Origin of the sequence: Picosynechococcus sp. NKBG042902 (assembly GCF_963864045.1) — a bacterium.
In the GTDB taxonomy this organism is placed as follows: domain Bacteria; phylum Cyanobacteriota; class Cyanobacteriia; order Cyanobacteriales; family MRBY01; genus MRBY01.
The window spans coordinates 149,064-167,714 of the sequence record NZ_CAWLTV010000072.1 but is presented as its reverse complement, the minus strand read 5'-3'; the positions used below and the strand labels follow the sequence as shown (position 1 = coordinate 167,714).

At 48.6% G+C, this 18,651-nt stretch carries 19 protein-coding genes; 10 read left to right on the top strand and 9 right to left on the bottom strand.

Features of this window, described 5'->3' with window-relative positions:
* Positions 1 to 444: 444 nt before the first annotated feature.
* The 5 genes from AACR41_RS11085 (at position 445) to AACR41_RS11065 (ending at position 5,466) form a co-directional block, all read left to right on the top strand.
* Complete coding sequence (locus AACR41_RS11085) at positions 445 to 1,785, top strand: putative bifunctional diguanylate cyclase/phosphodiesterase (RefSeq protein WP_052349644.1); 1,341 nt, start codon at positions 445 to 447, stop codon at positions 1,783 to 1,785.
* 96 nt (positions 1,786 to 1,881) lie between these two features.
* Positions 1,882 to 2,520 carry a hypothetical protein gene (locus AACR41_RS11080; protein WP_012307634.1) on the top strand — a complete coding sequence of 213 codons (639 nt, stop codon included), beginning with the start codon at positions 1,882 to 1,884 and terminating at the stop codon, positions 2,518 to 2,520.
* A 14-nt stretch (positions 2,521 to 2,534) separates the two neighbouring features.
* Entirely contained in the window at positions 2,535 to 3,443 is a 909-nt protein-coding gene (locus AACR41_RS11075; protein ID WP_030006704.1) for a pentapeptide repeat-containing protein, read from the top strand.
* Positions 3,444 to 3,525: 82 nt separating this feature from the next.
* Positions 3,526 to 3,909: a hypothetical protein gene (locus AACR41_RS11070; protein WP_030006703.1), complete on the top strand. Its 384-nt coding sequence runs from the start codon at positions 3,526 to 3,528 to the stop codon at positions 3,907 to 3,909.
* Positions 3,910 to 4,002: 93 nt separating this feature from the next.
* Positions 4,003 to 5,466, top strand: a complete 1,464-nt coding sequence (locus AACR41_RS11065; RefSeq protein WP_030006702.1) for an LCP family protein — start codon at positions 4,003 to 4,005, stop codon at positions 5,464 to 5,466.
* Here AACR41_RS11065 and purT read toward each other — a convergent pair.
* The 3 genes from purT to cruF form a co-directional block, all read right to left on the bottom strand.
* Positions 5,463 to 6,635 (bottom strand): formate-dependent phosphoribosylglycinamide formyltransferase, encoded by a 1,173-nt coding sequence (gene purT, locus AACR41_RS11060; RefSeq protein ID WP_030006701.1) that lies wholly within the window; start codon positions 6,633 to 6,635, stop codon positions 5,463 to 5,465. The two genes, AACR41_RS11065 and purT, sit on opposite strands and share 4 nt — an antisense overlap.
* 45 nt (positions 6,636 to 6,680) lie before the next feature.
* Positions 6,681 to 7,874, bottom strand: coding sequence for a 2'-O-glycosyltransferase CruG (gene cruG, locus AACR41_RS11055; RefSeq protein ID WP_030006700.1), 1,194 nt, complete (start codon positions 7,872 to 7,874; stop codon positions 6,681 to 6,683).
* A 77-nt stretch (positions 7,875 to 7,951) separates the two neighbouring features.
* Positions 7,952 to 8,860, bottom strand: coding sequence for a gamma-carotene 1'-hydroxylase CruF (gene cruF, locus AACR41_RS11050; protein ID WP_030006699.1), 909 nt, complete (start codon positions 8,858 to 8,860; stop codon positions 7,952 to 7,954).
* Positions 8,861 to 9,103: 243 nt separating this feature from the next.
* Here cruF and AACR41_RS11045 point away from each other — a divergent pair, with 243 nt between their 5' ends.
* From AACR41_RS11045 to AACR41_RS11035, 3 genes are all read left to right on the top strand, one after another.
* Positions 9,104 to 9,763, top strand: coding sequence for a response regulator transcription factor (locus AACR41_RS11045; RefSeq protein WP_030006698.1), 660 nt, complete (start codon positions 9,104 to 9,106; stop codon positions 9,761 to 9,763).
* Positions 9,763 to 10,287 (top strand): adenylyltransferase/cytidyltransferase family protein, encoded by a 525-nt coding sequence (locus AACR41_RS11040; RefSeq protein ID WP_030006697.1) that lies wholly within the window; start codon positions 9,763 to 9,765, stop codon positions 10,285 to 10,287. Before AACR41_RS11045 ends, AACR41_RS11040 begins: the two co-directional genes overlap by 1 nt.
* 131 nt (positions 10,288 to 10,418) lie before the next feature.
* On the top strand, positions 10,419 to 11,108 hold the full coding sequence (locus AACR41_RS11035; RefSeq protein WP_030006696.1) for a GUN4 domain-containing protein: 690 nt from the start codon (positions 10,419 to 10,421) through the stop codon (positions 11,106 to 11,108).
* Here AACR41_RS11035 and AACR41_RS11030 read toward each other — a convergent pair.
* From AACR41_RS11030 to AACR41_RS11010, 5 genes are all read right to left on the bottom strand, one after another.
* Complete coding sequence (locus AACR41_RS11030; RefSeq protein ID WP_030006695.1) at positions 11,105 to 11,968, bottom strand: carbohydrate ABC transporter permease; 864 nt, start codon at positions 11,966 to 11,968, stop codon at positions 11,105 to 11,107. The two genes, AACR41_RS11035 and AACR41_RS11030, sit on opposite strands and share 4 nt — an antisense overlap.
* On the bottom strand, positions 11,968 to 13,014 hold the full coding sequence (locus AACR41_RS11025) for a carbohydrate ABC transporter permease (RefSeq protein WP_339367639.1): 1,047 nt from the start codon (positions 13,012 to 13,014) through the stop codon (positions 11,968 to 11,970). Before AACR41_RS11025 ends, AACR41_RS11030 begins: the two co-directional genes overlap by 1 nt.
* 19 nt (positions 13,015 to 13,033) lie before the next feature.
* Positions 13,034 to 14,188 (bottom strand): ABC transporter substrate-binding protein, encoded by a 1,155-nt coding sequence (locus AACR41_RS11020; protein ID WP_339367638.1) that lies wholly within the window; start codon positions 14,186 to 14,188, stop codon positions 13,034 to 13,036.
* A 232-nt stretch (positions 14,189 to 14,420) separates the two neighbouring features.
* Positions 14,421 to 15,536, bottom strand: coding sequence for an ABC transporter ATP-binding protein (locus AACR41_RS11015; protein WP_030006692.1), 1,116 nt, complete (start codon positions 15,534 to 15,536; stop codon positions 14,421 to 14,423).
* Between the two features lie 75 nt (positions 15,537 to 15,611).
* On the bottom strand, positions 15,612 to 16,295 hold the full coding sequence (locus tag AACR41_RS11010) for a Uma2 family endonuclease (protein WP_030006691.1): 684 nt from the start codon (positions 16,293 to 16,295) through the stop codon (positions 15,612 to 15,614).
* Between the two features lie 99 nt (positions 16,296 to 16,394).
* Between AACR41_RS11010 and AACR41_RS11005 the strand changes: the two genes are divergently transcribed.
* Complete coding sequence (locus tag AACR41_RS11005) at positions 16,395 to 17,795, top strand: aspartate ammonia-lyase (RefSeq protein ID WP_030006690.1); 1,401 nt, start codon at positions 16,395 to 16,397, stop codon at positions 17,793 to 17,795.
* Here the strand turns inward: AACR41_RS11005 and AACR41_RS11000 are convergent.
* Positions 17,792 to 17,914, bottom strand: a complete 123-nt coding sequence (locus AACR41_RS11000) for a hypothetical protein (protein WP_255346743.1) — start codon at positions 17,912 to 17,914, stop codon at positions 17,792 to 17,794. The genes AACR41_RS11005 and AACR41_RS11000 overlap by 4 nt on opposite strands.
* On the opposite strand from AACR41_RS11000, the gene AACR41_RS10995 reads away from it, so the two are divergent.
* On the top strand, positions 17,905 to 18,564 hold the full coding sequence (locus AACR41_RS10995; RefSeq protein WP_030006689.1) for a Uma2 family endonuclease: 660 nt from the start codon (positions 17,905 to 17,907) through the stop codon (positions 18,562 to 18,564). The genes AACR41_RS11000 and AACR41_RS10995 overlap by 10 nt on opposite strands.
* Positions 18,565 to 18,651: the final 87 nt, after the last annotated feature.

Genomic DNA, 18,651 nt, shown 5'->3' with positions numbered 1-18,651 from the left:
TTAGTTGAATTTCCATTCAGTTTATTTCATCGATATTAAGTGATTATATGGTCATGGCAATCCCTCCAATACAACTTGTCTTTGAACTAAATATTTTCCAAGATTTGTCAATATTCTTTTGGAATGGATGTTGCAGAAAGCGGTAATAAAGTAATTATTGGTTTGAGACTTAGACTTTCTTCGTAAAAAATCAATCTTGACCCTTCATCATAAATAGATGCTACTCCTAGCTTCTAGGTTCTGCAAAGCAATCACTTCGATTCTTTTTTTGCATCCAGATAGTGTTATTGTTGTTTTCAATACGTTTTTTACTCAAAAAAGATGGCTCAATAGAGGAAATCACATCAACATTATCTTTGCCATACTACTTTCAGTCCTCGCTCCATTCGTTTCAATAATAACTGTCTCCCAAAGCCTGTTTCAACTAGCCAGTGGACTAAAAAAATGACAAAAATCAAGCCTGCTGCCACCCATTTATCTAGTCAAACTAATAATCTAAAAACGTTTTTTCAATCCGTCAGTCGAGAGCATGATGGCGAATCCTTAATCGGTGTATTTTGTCTTGTTTTTGATCGGTTCCAACGGGTAAATGCTAATTTCGGCCATGAAGTCGCGAATCATCTTTTCGCCCAAGCGACTGAACGTTTAAATGAGTTGGTCAGCTGTTATGGCAGATTATTTCACCTCAATAGTTTTGAATTTTGCATCGTCCTCAATCCGCTACCGAATAAGCAGGCGATCGCCGACGTTGCCCAGGCAATTCTCCAAATTTTTTCCCAGACTTTCCCCCTAGCCAATGACCAGGAAACCTTTATCAACGCCAGTATCGGCATGGCGGTCTATGCGAGGGATGGCTTTGACCTCGATACCCTCCTCAAAAACGCCCATATCGCGATGCTCCGGGTGAGTCAGCAGGGGGGCAACCAGTCCCTGTTCTACTCCATGGCCTTTAATGTGGGCCAGTCGAATTTTACATCTTTAGAAACGGAACTGCGGAAGGCGATCGCCCGGAATCAACTCGAAGTCATTTATCAACCCAAGATCAACATCCAAACCGGGCAACTCACCGGTGCGGAAGCCCTATTGCGCTGGTTTCACCCCGACCATGGTTTGATTTCTCCTAAACAATTCATTCCCCTGGCCGAAGAAACGGGTTTGATTATTCCCATTGGGGATCTCGTCTTTCACAAAGCCTGCCGGCAGCTCCGTCAATGGAAAGCAGCCGGACTCCAGGACTTCACCATGTCCATCAATCTCTCGGCCCGCCAATTCACCCAGCTAGATCTACACCAGCGCCTGAGTCAAATCCTCATTGACCATCAGCTCCAGCCCCAGGATGTGGAACTCGAACTCACCGAAAGCACCCTCGTCAGCCAAGGGGATGCCTCCATTCGTCGTCTTAAGGCCCTCAAAACCCTGGGGGTCCAAATCTCTCTCGATGACTTTGGTACCGGCTACTCTGGGTTGAGTTACCTGCAACATGCCTGCTTTGATACCGTAAAGATTGATCGTTCTTTTATCCGCCAAGTGCAAAATAATCCCGCCAATGCCATCATCATCAAGGCAATCATCGGCATGGCCCACAAACTAAACCTTAAAGTCATCGCTGAAGGGGTCGAAAGCCAAGAAGAGCTCGAGTTCCTCCGGCAGTTCAACTGTGACGAGATCCAAGGTTTTGTTTTCAGTCGCCCGATCCAAGCTGCTGAATTTGAGCGATCGCCCTTCATGGTTAATGCCTTCGAGCGTCTATTTCAAAACGACAAAAGCTTAATCCTAGCAGCCTAAATTTGCCCAAAAAACCTAGCCCAAGACATCCCAGTAGGATCCGGAAGTGGGGTAAACTTTTAACCCAGTAAACCCAGACAATACAGGGAGACAATCTTGGGCATTGAACTGCGCAGCTATGTTTATCTCGATAGCCTGCAACCGCAACACGCATCCTACATTGGTACAGTCGCCCTTGGATTTCTACCTTTACCAGGAGACTCATCCCTCTGGATTGAAGTGTCCCCAGGCATTGAAATTAACCGCATTACCGATGTGGCCCTCAAATCTACCTCCGTGCGCCCAGGGGTACAGTTTGTCGAACGTTTGTATGGGTTACTCGAAATTCACTCGCCCCGCCAAGGGGAAACCAAGGCTGCGGGCCAAGCAATCCTCGATTCCCTTGGGGTAACGGCCAAGGATTGCCTCAAACCGGAGGTGGTCTCTAGCCAAATTATTCGTAATATTGATGCCCACCAGGCCCAATTGGTAAATCGAAATCGACGGGGGCAAATGTTGCTGGCGGGCCAAACCCTCTATGTGCTGGAAGTGCAGCCCGCAGCCTATGCTGCCCTCGCGGCTAATGAGGCGGAAAAATATGCCCAGATTAATATTTTGCAGGTGACGGCGGTGGGGAGTTTTGGCCGGGTCTATCTTGGGGGTGAAGAACGGGACATTATTGCCGGTTCCCAGGCCGCCCTTGCGGCGATCGCTTATGCCCCTGGCCGACCCCAATCAACCCAGCGTCAAGAATAATTCTGAAACGAACCATGGCATCTCAACCGCTCAATATCCTCAAACAAGGTACCCTGGCATGGCTCCAATGGCGGCAAGCCCACCCCACCGTGATTCCTGACTTGAGCCACGCCAATCTCAGCCGCCTCAACTTGCGAGGAATCGATCTCAGTCGCTGTAATTTGTCCCAGTGCCTCCTTGACCACAGTCGCTTAATTGCCGCTAATCTCCAACAAGCCGACTTGAGTGGTGCCCAGGGGGAGTCTCTGCAGCTTTTGGATGCCAATTTGCAGTCTGCCAACGCCAGTAATGGCCACTTTGCCAATAGTAATTTTTCGGGGGCCGACCTCAGTTTTGCTAACTTGATCGGGGCGGACTTGCGCCAATGCTGTTTGCAGGGAGTCAATTTTTACCACACAAATCTGATCGGGGCCAATCTCCGCTACAGCAGCCTCCTGGGGGCGAACCTCAGCCAAGCCCAACTGCATCGCGCTAATTTAAGCGAAACGAACTTGAATGAAGTGAGTTTCAATGAAGCGGATCTCAGCCAAGCCAATTTATTTGAAGCAGAAGTCGGCAAGGGACAGCTTTATAAAGTCAAACTTGTGGGTGCAGATTTGACCCAAGCCCACCTCCACCACAGTTACCTATTTGGGGCAAATCTCCAGGGGGCGACCCTCCGTAAAACCGATGTACGCTGGAGCAATCTGGCCTATAGCAATCTGGTGGGGGCGGATCTAGAAAGGGTCAATCTCCGGGGGGCAGATCTCAGTCATAGTGATCTGACCGGGGCGTCTTTGGTGGGGGCAAATCTGCGGGGTTGTCTGCTCCAGGGGGCAAATCTCCAGGGTTGCAACTTAGAAAATGCTGACCTAGAAGGGGTTGCTTTGGGGCGAGTAAATTTGCAGGGGGCGATCATGCCCGATGGCCAACGGCGTTGTTAAATCCGGTGTTGTCCCGCTGGGGAAAGCTGGAGCATTAAGAACTTAAGCTAGGATAAATGTAGTCCCTGCGGAGTCGAGATCTATGGCTGAATCTGGCGATCGCCTTGGTGAGAATCGTCTACGACAATTACGTCTTTACCTCTATTTGGTGCCGATTCTGGGTTTTGTTCCGGCATTATGGCAGCTCTATGGATCCAAAGGCGATCGCCGTGAACAACAGATTAGTCGCCAGGCGATTATGCTAATGCTGAGCTGGCTAAGCCTCTACCTGGGGTTAGGCTGGGGGAGTGACCATCTGGCGGGAATTGGCGGGTTTCGGATGATGTATCTCAATGCCCTGCTGACGTCTGGATATTTTCTCGGTTGCTTTGTTTTGATGGTACGTGTTTGGCAAAAATCCGCTAAAACACCCCCAACAAGCACTGATCAGATGGCCGACAATTTCGAGGAATATTTTCTGAAGTAAAACTCACCAAAAGTGGAACCTCTGGTTTAGCATAGCTATCAAAGTATTTCGTCCCGCAATTTTTAGTGTGGTCTTTCCGGTGTGAGGAAACCTGTGCCTGCAACAAAATCGTCCCTAGCAAATCAACGTCTATCGGCCAAAGCAACCCAAAAACAAAAAAACGCTAAAACTAACCCTTTTCAGAAGTCGTCGTCGAAAAAACGGCGGCCCCTTTCGACCTGGCACTGGTTAATGATTTGGTGTGGTTTGACGGGCGTTTCGATTGTGTCTGCTACGGCGGGTGCTTTACTGGCGGTGTCCCTCTCCTCAACCCCCCTGCGCCAAACGCCCCTCGCCCCGGAAGAACTCAGCGTCTTCTCCCAGGATGAGGCGATCGCCAAACAATCCCTCCGTTTACCAGAACTGACGCGCCCCGTAAATATTCTGCTGTTGGGGACAAAAGTGCTCACCTCTGAAGTGGATGACGGCACCAATGAAGACCTCGGTTACCACGCCCTCGTGAATTCCTTTGAAGGGCTGGCCGATACGATGTTGCTATTGCGCTTTGACCCCGCCGACAAACAAATCTCCATCCTCTCCATTCCCCGGGACACCCAGGCCAACATCGAAGGCTATGGTCTCTCGAAAATTAACCATGCCAACGCCTACGGTGGTGCAGTCCTTTCCGCTAAAACCGTTGGGGATCTTCTGGGTGGCGTCGAAATTGACCGCTATATCCGCGTCAACGTCCAGGGCATTGGTAAACTCATTGATGCCCTCGGTGGGGTCACAGTCTACGTCCCGAAGGACATGAAATACCAGGACGATAGTCAGCGTCTCTACATCAACCTCAAGGAAGGAGAACAGCACCTCAATGGCGACGAAGCCCTCCAATTTTTGCGGTTCCGCTATGACGAATATGGTGATATTGGCCGCGTCCAGCGCCAACAGACCCTAATCCGTGCCGTTCTAGAGCAAGGTTTAACTCCCAGTAACTTGGTGAAATTTCCCCAGGTCATGTCGATTATTCAATCCCATATTGATACGAATATGAGCGTGCAAGAACTGATTGCCCTCGCTGGCTTTGGTTCTCAGATCGAGCGCAGTAATATTCAGATGGTGATGCTCCCAGGGGAATTTAGCGGCGACGGCAGAAACGGCAGCACAAGCTATTGGTTACCCCACCGCAGCCGCATTAGTCGGGTGATGGCCCAGCATTTTGACATCCAGACCGATTACGCCAGCAATTTAGACTTTCTCTCCCCTGGGGATGTGCGCATTGCAATCCAAGACAGTACGGGGAATTCCCAAGCCGTGCGATCGCTCCTCCAGCGTTTAAACGAAGCGGGTTACAGTCGGGTCAGCATTGCCCAGGACTGGTCAGAACCGTTGGAAAACACGCGCATCGTCGCCCAAAAAGGAGATGATCTAGCGGCTTCCGAAATTCGCGCAAACCTAGGATTTGGGGAAGTGCGGGTGGAAAGTACCGGAGTATTAAACTCTGATATCACGATTCAACTGGGCCGCGACTGGCTTACCCTCGCAAATAATCTCCCCGGTCAAACCACAGTCAATTAGAGCGATTCAACGATCTTAATTGTGGCTGCTGCCGTCGTTGCCTTTTGACGGGCTTCGGTAGCATCTTTCCCCTTGGCGAGGGCGACCCCCATGCGACGGTAGGGACGAGAATCAGGCTTACCGAATAAACGGAGATCTGTGTCTGGGATAGCCAAGGCTGCCGCAACGCCAGTAAAAATAATTTGATCGCTATTTTTCTCAGCTAAAATCACCGCACTGGCCGCCGGACTCAGCAATTCAATGGTAGGAATAGGTAGACCCAAGATCGCCCGGAGATGGAGTTCAAATTCATTCAGGTTTTGGGAAATGAGCGTTACCATGCCCGTATCGTGGGGCCGGGGAGACAATTCCGAAAAAATCACTTCGTCTTTGGTGATAAAAAACTCGACCCCAAAAATGCCAGCGCCACCGAGTTTATCGGTAACTTTCCGGGCAATGTCCTGGGCATCTTTCACTTGGGCTGCGGTTAAACCAACGGGCTGCCAGGATTCTTGGTAGTCACCCCGTTCTTGGCGGTGGGCGATCGCCGGACAAAAGAGGGTTTCTCCTGCCCATTGGCGGATGGTGAGGAGGGTGATTTCTACCTCGAAATCGATGAATTCTTCGATGATAATTTTGGCGGTGTCCCCCCTGGCCCCCTCAATGGCGTAATTCCAGGCCGTTTCTAATTCGTCGGCAGTTTGTACCACGGATTGCCCTTTACCAGAGGAGGACATTACGGGCTTGATCACGTTGGGAAAGCCGATGTCCTGGGCGACGGTTTTGAGTTCTGCGAGGTTGGTGGCATAGGCATATTTGGCGGTACGCAGGCCTAATTCTTCGCTGGCAAGATCCCGGATGCGATCGCGGTTCATGGTGAAGTTGGTGGCGGCGGCGGTGGGAATGACGGTGTAGCCTTGCTGTTCTAATTCGATGAGTTTTTCGGTGCGGATGGCTTCTACTTCCGGCACGATCAGATCCGGTTGATGTTTTTTGATCACCGCTTCGAGGGCTACCCCATCAAGCATCGAGATGACTTCCCGTTGGTCGGCCACCTGCATTGCCGGGGCGTTGTCATAGCGATCCACAGCGATCACGGTATTGCCTAAACGTTGGGCGGCGATCGCCACTTCTTTCCCCAGTTCTCCAGAGCCCAACAACATGATTTTTTTCGGTAATGCGATCGCCATTTTTTCACCTATTGCCAAGAACAAAACAGGGATATCATACCGTTTTTAGCTGTACACGCGCCCCCGCCAGGCCTTGGGTTTTTGCCGGGCTGACAGAAAAATCCGTGCCACCGCAAAGGGATCGGCAAAGGGAGATAACCAAAATAGCCATGCACTTTTACCGACGCTAAATTGGCGATCGTAGGAGCCGAAAATGGCCAACAGCATCCCGAAGCGCACCAGGAGCAAAAAGACATTTAAGCCCAACCAACCAGACAAAAAAGGGTTGCTTAGACCTTCTTCGATGCCCCCAAACAGCAGCATCGTTAAGGGAATCGGTAGGCCTTGCACCATGGTCAGCAGCCACAGTTGCCCCCAGAGTTCTGTCCGGGAGGTGGCATCTTTTAGATCGAGCGATCGCCCCCACTCATCCCAGGTTTCCCGCATCCCTTCGTACATTCTGACTTTAATAATTTTCGCCCCATCCAAGAAGCCCACTTTATACCCAGCCTTGGCAATATTGCGCGCTAGGGTCACATCATCACAAAACGATCCCGCCGCCGAGCGGTAGCCCCCTACTTTTTCTAAAACCTCGCGGCGACAGAGAAAACATTGCCCATTGGCCATCACACTATCTTGATCTGGTTGGCGAATCCCCGCCACATCAAAGCGAAACAGCAAGGTCATCAATAGCGCTGGCTGTAACCACCACTCCCCAGGCGATCGCAAAATAAACTGGGGCGACAAGGAAACCAAATCAAACCCTTCCTCTTCAGCAGCCTGGAGAACACTGGCGATCATGCCTCGCTGGGGTTGGGTATCGGCATCGACTCCCAAAATCCACTCACTGTCTGGGGAACTGTGCTCAAACCCCCAATTCAACGCCCAGGGACGGCCCACCCAACCCTGGGGTAGTGGATCATCTGTTAGTAAGCGAAACCGGGGATCCGTTGCAGCTTTGGCTAAAATTTTTTCCCTAGTGCCATCGGTGGAATTACTATCAACGACGAGGATTTCTCGCACTTCATAGCTTTGCTGACTTAGCCCATCCAAGCAGGGTTGAATCCGTTCTACTTCGTTGAGGCTCGGCACCACCACTGTGACGGCGGCTAAATTATCAGAATTTGAAGCTTGGGGAGTCAAAGGCGATCGCCGCACGGCCCCCTTCATTAACCGTACCAGGACAACTAAAGCCCCACTACCCTGAATGAGCAAGCCAAACAGACAAAGACCACCGATCCATACCGGGGAAAAATCCATAACTCAAGTAATTTCCAGCTAAAAATAAACACAAAAAACCCCCAATTTTGGAGGGTGGGGGCAATACGAAAAAATAGTTAACGACCGGCGCCCACGGGCATTTTCTCAGTCGTGGCATCCACCATCGGCAGCGTTGTCGTTGCTTGGCTTGCTTTGGGGATACTGAAGTACAACACAGTAACCGGTGCCAAGCCCAGCAGGATTCCCAACAAAATGGGTGGATAAATGCCGCCACCAATGCTCATCATCGTCGCAAAGCCAAAATTCAAAAGATACATGGCGAAGGGCAACATCAACTGTTCCCGGGACAGCTCAAGGGGTTCCTTGCCCCAAAACAGGCTGGCAATACCCATAAACACACAACCGGTTCCAAACCAACCGGAGAAATTTTCGTAGGGCATCCCGAAAAATGGCCCAACCACTTCCCATTCCCAGAAAGGTACAGCAGTTTGGCTCATCCCCGGATCTAGAACAAAATCCCAAGAGGTGAGCAGCAAAGCGCCAAGGGCGATCGCCGCTAAAGAATAGATCCACCGAGGCAAATTATATTTCTGCAAACCCACCCGCGCGATCAGAAAACTACTAAAGCCCAGATAAAACCAAGACAGAGGAATGGTAAACGGGACTAACCCCGCAATCTTATAGCCCAAACCGCTGGTGTAGTGATAAGCCCCAAACGGAAACCCTGTACTGGTGCCCATTAGTTCCGCTGATACCGACACTGCTAGCGCTGGAATGAGAAAAGACAATAAATATTTTTTCCCCAGCAGGCGATAGGCATAGACAGTGACCGCAGCCATCCCCAGGAGCATGTACATCACACCACCATTGGCCATCGAGAGACGAAAAGCAACCTGGCCAAAATCTGGCAAGCCGGCAATGAAATTGGCATTTGGTAAAACAAGCAGTAAGCCCGCTAAACCAAAGGCCATGGCCAACCCATGGCCCCACAATAAATATTCTTCTGGCTTGAGCCTAATTTTCATAACTGGCGTTGACCTCCTGGCGTCCCTGGGGCGCAAAATTGAACTGAGAAGCAATTGACACTCCCCATAGTTTACAAAAAATTGTAAATAAATCTGTAGATTGGTTACAAAATAACCACTCGTATTGCTCTTATCTGTAATACCCTTGATCTAACCACGTTTTTTGGGTGGAGAAGAGCTTTCCGAAATGTCTGTAGTCTGTAGATTAACCCGTAAATCTTTATTTTCAGTTGGTGCAATGACATGAAACGAATTCTTGTGATCGATGATGATCCTATCTTGCAAAAGATCCTGGAAAATTTACTCACGCAAGCTGGATATCTCGTCGCGGTCGTTCTGTCTGGAAAGCAGGGACTCGATATTTGGCTGGAATTTCAACCGGATCTAATCGTTTCTGATGTGCGTATGCCAGAAATGGATGGTTTTGAATTCTGCCGGTATATTCGTTCTCAACCGACAGGACAGTTGATTCCTTTTCTATTTTTGTCGAGTCAGACTGATGTGGAGGCGCGCGTTGAGGGTCATTTTTCAGGGGCCGACGACTATATCGCCAAACCCTTTGAAATGAAGGAATTACTCGCAAAGATTGAGCGCCAGCTAGCCAGAATAGAGAATATTCGCGCAGAAATGCAACGGCTCGCTGCCCAGGCTAACGTTGAGCAGATGAAGCAAGCCCCAGAACCACTCCCGTTAACCCCCGCCGAGATGCGTGTTTTTTGGGAGGCGGTTCAAGGTTGGACCAATAAGCAAATCAGTGAGCATCTTTATGTCAGTCCGCGCACTGTCCAGACGCACCTCAGTAGTATTTTGAATAAATTAAACCTTGGAAATCGGTCTCAATTGGTGCGGTTTGCCTATGAAAATGGCTATGAAAAACCAGCAAATCATTCTGAGGACAACTAATGGGACAGGTTTATGAGTTGGCGGTGTTGCAGCGGGCGATCGCCACTGATCCAGACCGCTGGCGTCCCCTTGTGTTTACCAATGGCTGTTTTGATCTGCTCCACGTGGGCCATGTCCGTTATCTGACCGCTGCGAAACAACTGGGCAAAACTTTGGTGATTGGCTTAAATGGCGATCGCTCGGTCACAAAGATTAAACCCCAACCCGACCATTTACCCGATCGTCCCATCATCCCCGAAGCCCAACGCGCTGAACTTTTGACCGCTCTCGCTGTTGTGGATGCCGTCGTGTTATTTGATGAACCCACCGCCACCCAAACCATCGCTGCCCTACAACCGGATATTTATGTTAAGGGGGGTGATTACACGCCAGAAACACTCCCGGAAGCGCCTACCGTCAAGGCCTACGGCGGCAAAATTGAGCTGATCCAGATTGAAATTCCCACCTCCACCAGTGGCATTATCCAAAAGATTCTTCAACAAGAGTCAATATTTCCTACTGTGTCCTGTGATAGTCTGGTTTGATGGTGATTTCCGTCCCACTGGGTAAAGCTTTATCGCTCTGCTTGACTCAATAGTAGATTTTGACGGCGATCGCCCACGCACTACATCCATCACAATTTTTTGACGCAACACATTGGGGAGACACAGTTTACATGGAGGCAACCAGCGATTTACTGCAAGAATTTTCGGCATTATCGGCGAAAAAGCAGCTAGAACAAATCCCCCAACTGATTGACCAAGGGGATGCTGGTTTTGCTTGCTTGAGAGAATTTTTGATGGCGCAACAGGGCCAGGCGGCAACCCCTGTCATGGGGAAAATTTGCCAGGTGCTCACCCAGAATCAAACCGCCGAAAATTTATTGTTCATGCAGCAAGAATTTCCGGAGGGGGTCGTTGAACTCAAGTCAGCGCGAGAGATTGATTACCAGATTATTCAAGACAAATTGATCGAAGAGGAGTTTCTGGAAGCGGATATTTTAACCCTCCAGAAAATGTGTGAACTGGCAGGAGAATCTGCTATGAAACGAAAATGGCTCTACTTTACGGAGGTAGAGCGGTTTCCCGACGAGGATCTGCTCACCCTCGATCAGCTGTGGCAGGTTTATTCTGGCGGGAAATTTGGTTTTTCGGTACAGCGTAAATTATGGAATTCCCTCGGTAAAGACTTCAATGCCCTCTGGGAAAAAATTGCCTGGCGAAATGGGCGAACCTGGGCGCGTTATCCCAAAGCATTTATTTGGAATCTGGATGCACCCAGGGGACATCTGCCCACCTCCAACCAGTTACGGGGCGCAAAAACGATCCTCGCGCTGTTCCAACATCCCGTGTGGACAAAGGACTAGGATTTCACTGAACCCGCTAAAATTCCCCGTACGAAATAGCGTTGTAGGCTGAAGAAAACGCCGAGGGGAACGATCATCGAGATAAAGGCTCCGGCAGTGAGTAGGTGCCAATCCTGACCCCGTGACCCGACTAAATTACTCAGTTGGATCGTGACGGGGGCAACGTCATTTGTGGTGCCTAAATAAACTAGGGCGATGAGCAAATCATTCCACACCCACAGAAATTGAAAGACCGCAAAGGAGGCGATCGCCGGCATGGAGAGAGGGACGATTAATTTCGTAAAAATCTTCAGGTGGGACGCGCCATCCACCGCCGCTGCTTCGATTAAATCCTTCGGTAGTTCGCCAATATAGTTCCGCAGAAGATAAATCCCCAAGGGCAAGCCATAGCCCGCATGGGCAAGCCACACCCCCAGAAAACTGTTGGACAGACCAAAATCTCGATAGGCCCGCAGAATCGGAATCAGGGTCGTTTGTAGCGGGACAACCAGTAAACAAACCACCACGATAAATAAAAATTGTCGCCCCGGAAATTTCATCCAGGCAAAGGCATAGGCGGCAAAACAGGCGATCGCAATCGGGATCACCGTCGCGGGAATGGCGATCGTCAAGCTATTAAAAAAGGCCTGTCCCATGCCCTCCGCTTGCAGCACATCTATATAATTGCCGATGTGATATTGGGTTAGTTCAAAGGGATGTTCAAAAATTGTCCACCAACCCGTCGCCAACATTGCATCCCGTCGCCGAAAGGAGCTAATCAGTAACCCCACCGACGGCAATGTCCAGATAAAAGCAATGACTAATAACGAAATATGAATCGGTGTTTTTTGCCAAAATTGAGTTTGCTTTTGCTGTGCCATTAGCGTAATTTCTCCTGTGTTCTAAACCGTCGGATATTACTGATCATTACCGGAATAATTAAGATTAAAAGCACGATGGCGATCGCACTACCACGCCCAAAATTTCGATAATTAAACATCTCTTTAATCATGCGACTGGCAATCACTTCTGTGCCATAATTGCCCCCCGTCATCACAAAAACAATATCAAATACTTTCAAGACCAAAATAATAATCGTGGTACTGACAACGAGAATCGTGGAACGGATCATTGGAATTGTAATTCGCCAAAAAATTTGCCAACTATTCGCCCCATCAATCCGCGCCGCTTCGATCACTTCTTCGGGAATACCTTTGACCGCCGAAGATAAAATCACCATCGCAAAGCCCGTATAGAGCCAGATCATAATTGCAATCAAAGCAAAATTATTTACCGATTGTTCGACGATCCAGCCCACGGGTTCAAAGCCAAAATTCACCAACAGAGCATTTAAAACACCAATTTGATCATCCCCAGCGGGTTTGTAGGCGTACATAAATTTCCAGATGACACTCGCTCCCACAAAGGAGATTGCCATCGGCAAGAAAATTAAGGATTTAATAATTGGTTCATAGCGCACTTTGTCAACCAGTACGGCAATAATTAACCCCAAACTGACGCTGACACCTGTAACCAAAACAAGCCAAAGCAAATTGTTTTTAAACGCAATTAACATTGCCCGGTCAGTGAAGGCAAAAATATAGTTTTTTAGCCCCACAAAATTTTGCGATCGCCCATCTAGAAAACTCAAATAAAAAGTTTGCACCGTCGGTAAAATCAAATAGGCAGAAAGCAATAATAATGCCGGAGAAATATAAACCCACGGCAATAGTCGCTGATTCCAGGGTTTCGGCAGGGCATTAATCGCAAGATTGGCTAAATAAAACAGCCCAATCACACCGCCACAACCAATGGCGATCGCCAAGACCACGTTTAGTAGACGCGTCCAGAATTCCATCATGACCTCCATGAAATACTTACAGTCTCGGTTAAAGAAGGATTCAGGGGAATCGAAGTCCCCCTTCAAAGGGGGATTTAGAGGGATGTTACTCAGGCCAACTGTTTTCAATATTGGTTAAAACCGTTGCGGCATCTGCGCCACCGACATAGTCCACCATGCCCGACCAGAAAGTGCCCGTGCCCACCGCACCCGGCATCATATCCGACGCATCAAAGCGGATCACTTCCGCATTCCCCAAAATCTCTGCTTGTTTGCGGCTTAAATCTGTGGGATATAGGGCCAAATCAATGCCCTGTCGGGGCGAAAGATAACCCCCCAGTCCTGCGGCAACTTCGTGGGGCGTTTTACTGGCGAGATATTCCATCAACTGGCGCGCTTCGGGGGTGTCATTAAACATCGCGAACACATCCCCCGCAACGAGGATCGGCAGACCTTGCTCCGGATTAATCTGCGGCAGCGGGAACACATCCACATCTTCATTGAGGTTAATGTCCGTTGGTAAAAACGCCTCAATAAAATTCCCTTGCTTGTGTAGATAGCAGTTGGGATCTTCGCCAAACAATCCTTGAATCGAATCTCCAAAGGGCGTACTCAGAGCACTTACTACGCCACCATAGACATAATCTTCGTTGCGAACAATGTCACCGAAAATATTGACCGCATTTTCCACCGCCGGATCGTTAAAGGGAATTTCGTGGTTGATCCACTGGTCATAGACATTGGGGCCTGCGGTGCGTAGCATAATTTCTTCGACCCAATCGGTACCAACCCAACCCGTCGAATCGCCACTTTCCATGCCAATACACCAGGGGGTTTTGCCTTCAGACACAAGGCGATCGCTCAGAGCTAGCATTTCATCCCAAGTGGTGGGAATCTCGTAGCCATTCGCCGCAAATTGCTGCGGGTTGTACCAAACTAAACTTTTAACCGAAGCCCGATACCACACCCCATAGGGCACATTTTCCACACTACCGAGCTGAATCCAAGACTCATCATAGGCCGCCTGCAAATCCTCAAGGCTCATAAATTCTGTGAGGGGAACCAACCGACCTTCCCGCGCAAAATCCGCCATCAGCCCCGGTTGGGGAAACATCGCTAGATCTGGCGGATTGCCGGAATCAACCCGAATCGGCAAGGTCGTCGCAAAGGTATCTGTGCCTTCGTAAACCACTTCAATGCCTGTTTCTTCGGTAAAGGGAGCCAGTGCCGCCTCAATTTTTTCCTGTTGCTCCCCGATCATTACTCCGAAAACGGTGACTTGTTTGGTGTCGCTTGCTGTATCGTCTCCAGGAGTTGTTTGTTCGCCAACACAGCCCGTTAAAACCAGTGCGGAACTAAGTGCAAGGGAAGTAAGCTTAAGGGGAGATTTTTTTTGTACAAAAAACATTCATAAAAGTTGAATTCAGCAAATAAATTAAAAGAGAAGTTTTATTTTGAACGGGGTTTGAGCGCCCCAAAAATAGCAGATGATTTTATGCAATAACGGTTTCCATTTCGCGATCAAAAAGATACAAGCGTTGGACATTCCATAACACATCAAGGGTTTCTCCCTGTTTAACCGTAGCACGGGGGTCAAAGCGCGCGACGAATTCCCCTTGTTCAGCCGTTGTGAGATAGACAATGAGTTCATTGCCCATCATTTCAATCATATTGATCGTCGCTTGCACAGCGACAGTGGGAATATCAGGGGGTAAATATTGGGGATGATAAATATCTTCAGGACGAATCCCTAGGGTAAGGGGCCGATCCTTGAAAGTCACGCCACCATCGACTATAAATTGCGATAAATATTTTTGAATTGAAATTAAGTTTTCCCCCAGTTTGAGACAGGGTTCCCCTTCATTGGTGGTTTGTTCGACGTCAAAAAAGTTCATCGCGGGACTGCCAATAAATCCAGCGACAAACAAATTATTGGGATTGTTATAGAGATTGCCGGGACTATCGACCTGCTGCAAAATCCCATCCTTCATCACGGCAATGCGATCGCCCATGGTCATCGCTTCCACTTGGTCGTGGGTGACGTAGATAAAGGTGGTGTTGAGGTCTTGGTGGAGTTTACTAATTTCTTTACGGGCCTGGACACGCAATTTTGCATCAAGGTTAGAAAGGGGTTCATCCATCAGAAAGACGGCGGGTTTACGGACGATTGCCCGCCCCACGGCGACCCGTTGCCGCTGTCCCCCAGAAAGTTCTTTGGGTTTGCGTTGTAATAGTCTTTCGATGCCTAATTGGGCGGCGGCACTCTGGACACGCTTGTTAATTTCGGTTTGATCAACTCCCTGCAATTGCAGACTGAACGCCATATTTTCATAGACGCTCATGTGGGGATAGAGGGCGTAGGATTGGAACACCATCGCAATGTCGCGATCTTTAGGGGAGAGGTGATTGACCCGGCGATCGCCAATGCAAATTTGCCCATCGGTAATCGATTCCAGACCCGCCAGCAACCGGAGAGAAGTCGTTTTCCCACAGCCGGACGGTCCTACAAATACTAAGAATTCACCATCTTCGATGGCAAGGTTGAGGTTGTTGACGGCGACAAAATCATCAAATCGCTTCGTCACTTGCTCGAACGTTACGCTAGCCATAGAAAGTTTTGGATTGACAACAATTATTCCCCATTAAAGCGAATAATCCTTCAATTTCCCAAAACTAAAACCACATCATTGGGGCTGTTCGACTTGCAATTGTCCCATAAACCACTGGGCCACCTGGGCATTGCCGTCTGAAGCAACACGTTCTAGGGCTTCTTCTAATAGTGCTTTTGGTAAGTCCTTTAAAACCTGAGATGTTTCAACGGATTCATAGCGTCCAGCCCCATTTAAAACTAAGAGAAAAAACCGTTGAGCTTGGATATCAATTACCCAATATTCAGGGATACCTAAGGCAGCGTAAATTTCTTTTTTACGGTCTAAATCATGGAAAATTGTCGTGTCAGAAATTTCACCCACTAAATCTGGCACGCGCCATTCATCTAAGTTTAAATAACGGCGATCGCCTTGTTTCCACACAGGATGATTTTTCCCAAGATACAAAACCAAGTCAGGCGCAGCGGCAATTTTTTTTGAGCTTTTTTCTAGTTGACAGCCGCCCATTAAATGTCCTGTATTTTCTGAATTGAACGCAAACCAAAAACCAATGAGTAAAGTAAATAGATTATTTACTGAAGCGTGATTAATTCCTTCTGCGCCCATTTCAACTAATAATGAATTTTGATAAAAATACAGCTTTTGTTTATTAAGATCATCGGTGGGCAAATTCCGCTGTTGTTGGTACGCTTCCCACTGGGACGGAACCCAGGGGGCGATCGCCTCTTTCTGGCGGGCATTCTTCATCGAAGCAACCATCGGTTATCCTCCAGAGCATTGATTAGCTCCATTGTAAGATCTGAATTTCGTGCCATCCTTTTAAACTAGGGGGATACAAACTCGATTCAGTCAAAATATATGAGCGCAGATTTTCGCATTGAAAAAGATTCCATGGGCGATCGCCAAATCCCCCACGACGCCTACTATGGCATCCAAACCCTGAGGGCGACGGAAAATTTTCCGATCAGCGGCATTAAACCCCTCCCTACCTATATCGATGCTTGCGTTCTGATTAAAAAAGCGACGGCGATCGCCAATGCGGAACTCGGTTGTATTGAAGCCCAGATGTCCGAGGCAATTGTAAAAGCCTGTGATGAAGTGTTGCAGGGGGCATTACGAGAGCAATTCGTCGTCGATGTGTACCAAGCGGGGGCTGGCACCTCCCACCACATGAATGTCAACGAAGTCTTGGCGAACCGTGCCCTCGAACTTCTCGGCGGCGAAAAGGGCGATTACCAAACCGTTAGCCCCAACGATCATGTGAACTACGGGCAATCCACCAATGATGTGATTCCCACGGCGATTCGTATCGGTGGGTTATTAGCCCTCGAACATTGTTTATATCCAGCTCTCTCTGGGGCGATCGCCACTTTGGATAATAAAGCAGAAGAATTTGCCCACATCGTCAAATCTGGCCGCACCCACATGCAGGATGCCGTTCCCGTCCGGCTTGGGGAAGGATTCCGCGCTTGGGCAGAAATTTTAACCGCCCACATGGGGCGCATCGAAACCGCCGCCAAAGATTTAACGGTTTTAGGTTTAGGCGGTAGTGCTTCTGGCACAGGTTTAAACACCCATCCCCAATATCGTTTTCGGGTGGCAGAAATTTTAAGTGAACTGATCGGGCAACCTGTGACCTCTGCCCCCCACCTAATGGCAGCGATGCAAAGTATGTCGCCCTTTGTGAATGTGTCCGGTGCGTTGCGTAACCTTGCTCAGGATCTTGTGAAAATTTCCCATGATTTGCGCCTGATGGATTCTGGCCCTAACACTGGCTTTAAGGAAATTCAACTGCCCCCTGTGCAACCCGGTTCCTCGATTATGCCCGGTAAGTACAATCCCGTCATGGCGGAAATGACTTCTATGGTGTGCTTTCAGGTGATGGGCTACGATACGGCGATCGCCTTTGCCGCCCAAGCCGGACAATTGGAACTTAACGTGATGATGCCCCTGATTGCCTACGATTTAATCCACAGCATCGAAATTCTCGGCAACACCATCAAGGCCCTCAGTGACAAATGTATTGCAGGCATCACCGCCAACGAACAACGCTGTCATAATTACGCCGAAAGTAGTCTTTCCCTTGTCACGGCTCTCAATACCCATATCGGTTATCTCAACGCCGCCGATGTCGCCAAGGAATCCTTGCAAACGGGCAAAACCCTCCGGCAAATTGTCCTCGAACGGGGCTTAATGGATGAAGCGACCCTAGCCCAAGTTCTCGACCTCGAAAAAATGAGTCAATTACCCAGCAATTAATCGGGAATAAAAAAGGCGATCGCCTCAGGCAAAAGGGAAGGCGATCGCCACTCTAAACCAATGCACTTCAGTAAGATAGATTTAGGTTTTGTTGTGAAGAGGAAATACCATGGTCGCAACACCAATTAGAACAAATATTCCTAAACCAGTGGGAGAACAGCGGGTCGCATTTCATAACCTCAGTTGGGATGACTATCTCAAAATTTTTCAAGCATTACCCCAAGACCGTCATTCCCGCCTCTCCTTTTGTAATGGAACGTTAGAAATCACCGCGCCTTTAGAAGATCACGAATTTGCCCTACGACTCATTGAACTCTTTATTCGACTCCTTGTCCTTGAAATGGGATTAAAAATGAAGACAATGGGTTCAACAACCATAAATCGTAAGGATGTAAAGAAAGGAGCAGAGCCCGACTGTGCCTACTACATTCAAAATCAGCGCCAGGTTGCAGGACGTAATGTTGATTTTGACAAAGATCCGCCGCCCGATCTCATCGTAGAAGTGGATATCACCAACACAGATATTAATAAAAATCAACTTTATGCAGCCATGGGCGTTCCTGAATTTTGGCGATACAATGGCGAAACTCTACGCATATTCACGCTAAACAATGGCGAATATGAAGAATGTGAAACCAGTCCATTATTCTCGATTGTGCAGAAAGAAGATTTATATCGTTTTCTCGCTGAATCAGTTGAGGATGAGATGGAGGCAATGCGTAATTTTCAAGCTTTCTTAAAACAGAAAATAACAGATGAAGACAATTAAAAAGGCGATTTAAAAATGAGTTTTTAGCCACATAAAAAAATGGGCCAGCCCGAAGACTAACCCACATTGTTTGATGAATTTTGGCGA

Coding starts and splice junctions, on each gene's coding strand:
- AACR41_RS11085 (WP_052349644.1), top strand. CDS start 445: ATGACAAAAATCAAGCCTGCTGCCACCCATTTATCTAGTCAAACTAAT.
- AACR41_RS11075 (WP_030006704.1), top strand. CDS start 2,535: ATGGCATCTCAACCGCTCAATATCCTCAAACAAGGTACCCTGGCATGG.
- AACR41_RS11070 (WP_030006703.1), top strand. CDS start 3,526: ATGGCTGAATCTGGCGATCGCCTTGGTGAGAATCGTCTACGACAATTA.
- purT (WP_030006701.1), bottom strand. CDS start 6,635: ATGGCGATCGCATTACCGAAAAAAATCATGTTGTTGGGCTCTGGAGAA.
- cruG (WP_030006700.1), bottom strand. CDS start 7,874: ATGGATTTTTCCCCGGTATGGATCGGTGGTCTTTGTCTGTTTGGCTTG.
- cruF (WP_030006699.1), bottom strand. CDS start 8,860: ATGAAAATTAGGCTCAAGCCAGAAGAATATTTATTGTGGGGCCATGGG.
- AACR41_RS11045 (WP_030006698.1), top strand. CDS start 9,104: ATGAAACGAATTCTTGTGATCGATGATGATCCTATCTTGCAAAAGATC.
- AACR41_RS11040 (WP_030006697.1), top strand. CDS start 9,763: ATGGGACAGGTTTATGAGTTGGCGGTGTTGCAGCGGGCGATCGCCACT.
- AACR41_RS11035 (WP_030006696.1), top strand. CDS start 10,419: ATGGAGGCAACCAGCGATTTACTGCAAGAATTTTCGGCATTATCGGCG.
- AACR41_RS11030 (WP_030006695.1), bottom strand. CDS start 11,968: ATGGCACAGCAAAAGCAAACTCAATTTTGGCAAAAAACACCGATTCAT.
- AACR41_RS11020 (WP_339367638.1), bottom strand. CDS start 14,188: ATGATCGGGGAGCAACAGGAAAAAATTGAGGCGGCACTGGCTCCCTTT.
- AACR41_RS11015 (WP_030006692.1), bottom strand. CDS start 15,536: ATGGCTAGCGTAACGTTCGAGCAAGTGACGAAGCGATTTGATGATTTT.
- AACR41_RS11010 (WP_030006691.1), bottom strand. CDS start 16,295: ATGGTTGCTTCGATGAAGAATGCCCGCCAGAAAGAGGCGATCGCCCCC.
- AACR41_RS11005 (WP_030006690.1), top strand. CDS start 16,395: ATGAGCGCAGATTTTCGCATTGAAAAAGATTCCATGGGCGATCGCCAA.
- AACR41_RS10995 (WP_030006689.1), top strand. CDS start 17,905: ATGGTCGCAACACCAATTAGAACAAATATTCCTAAACCAGTGGGAGAA.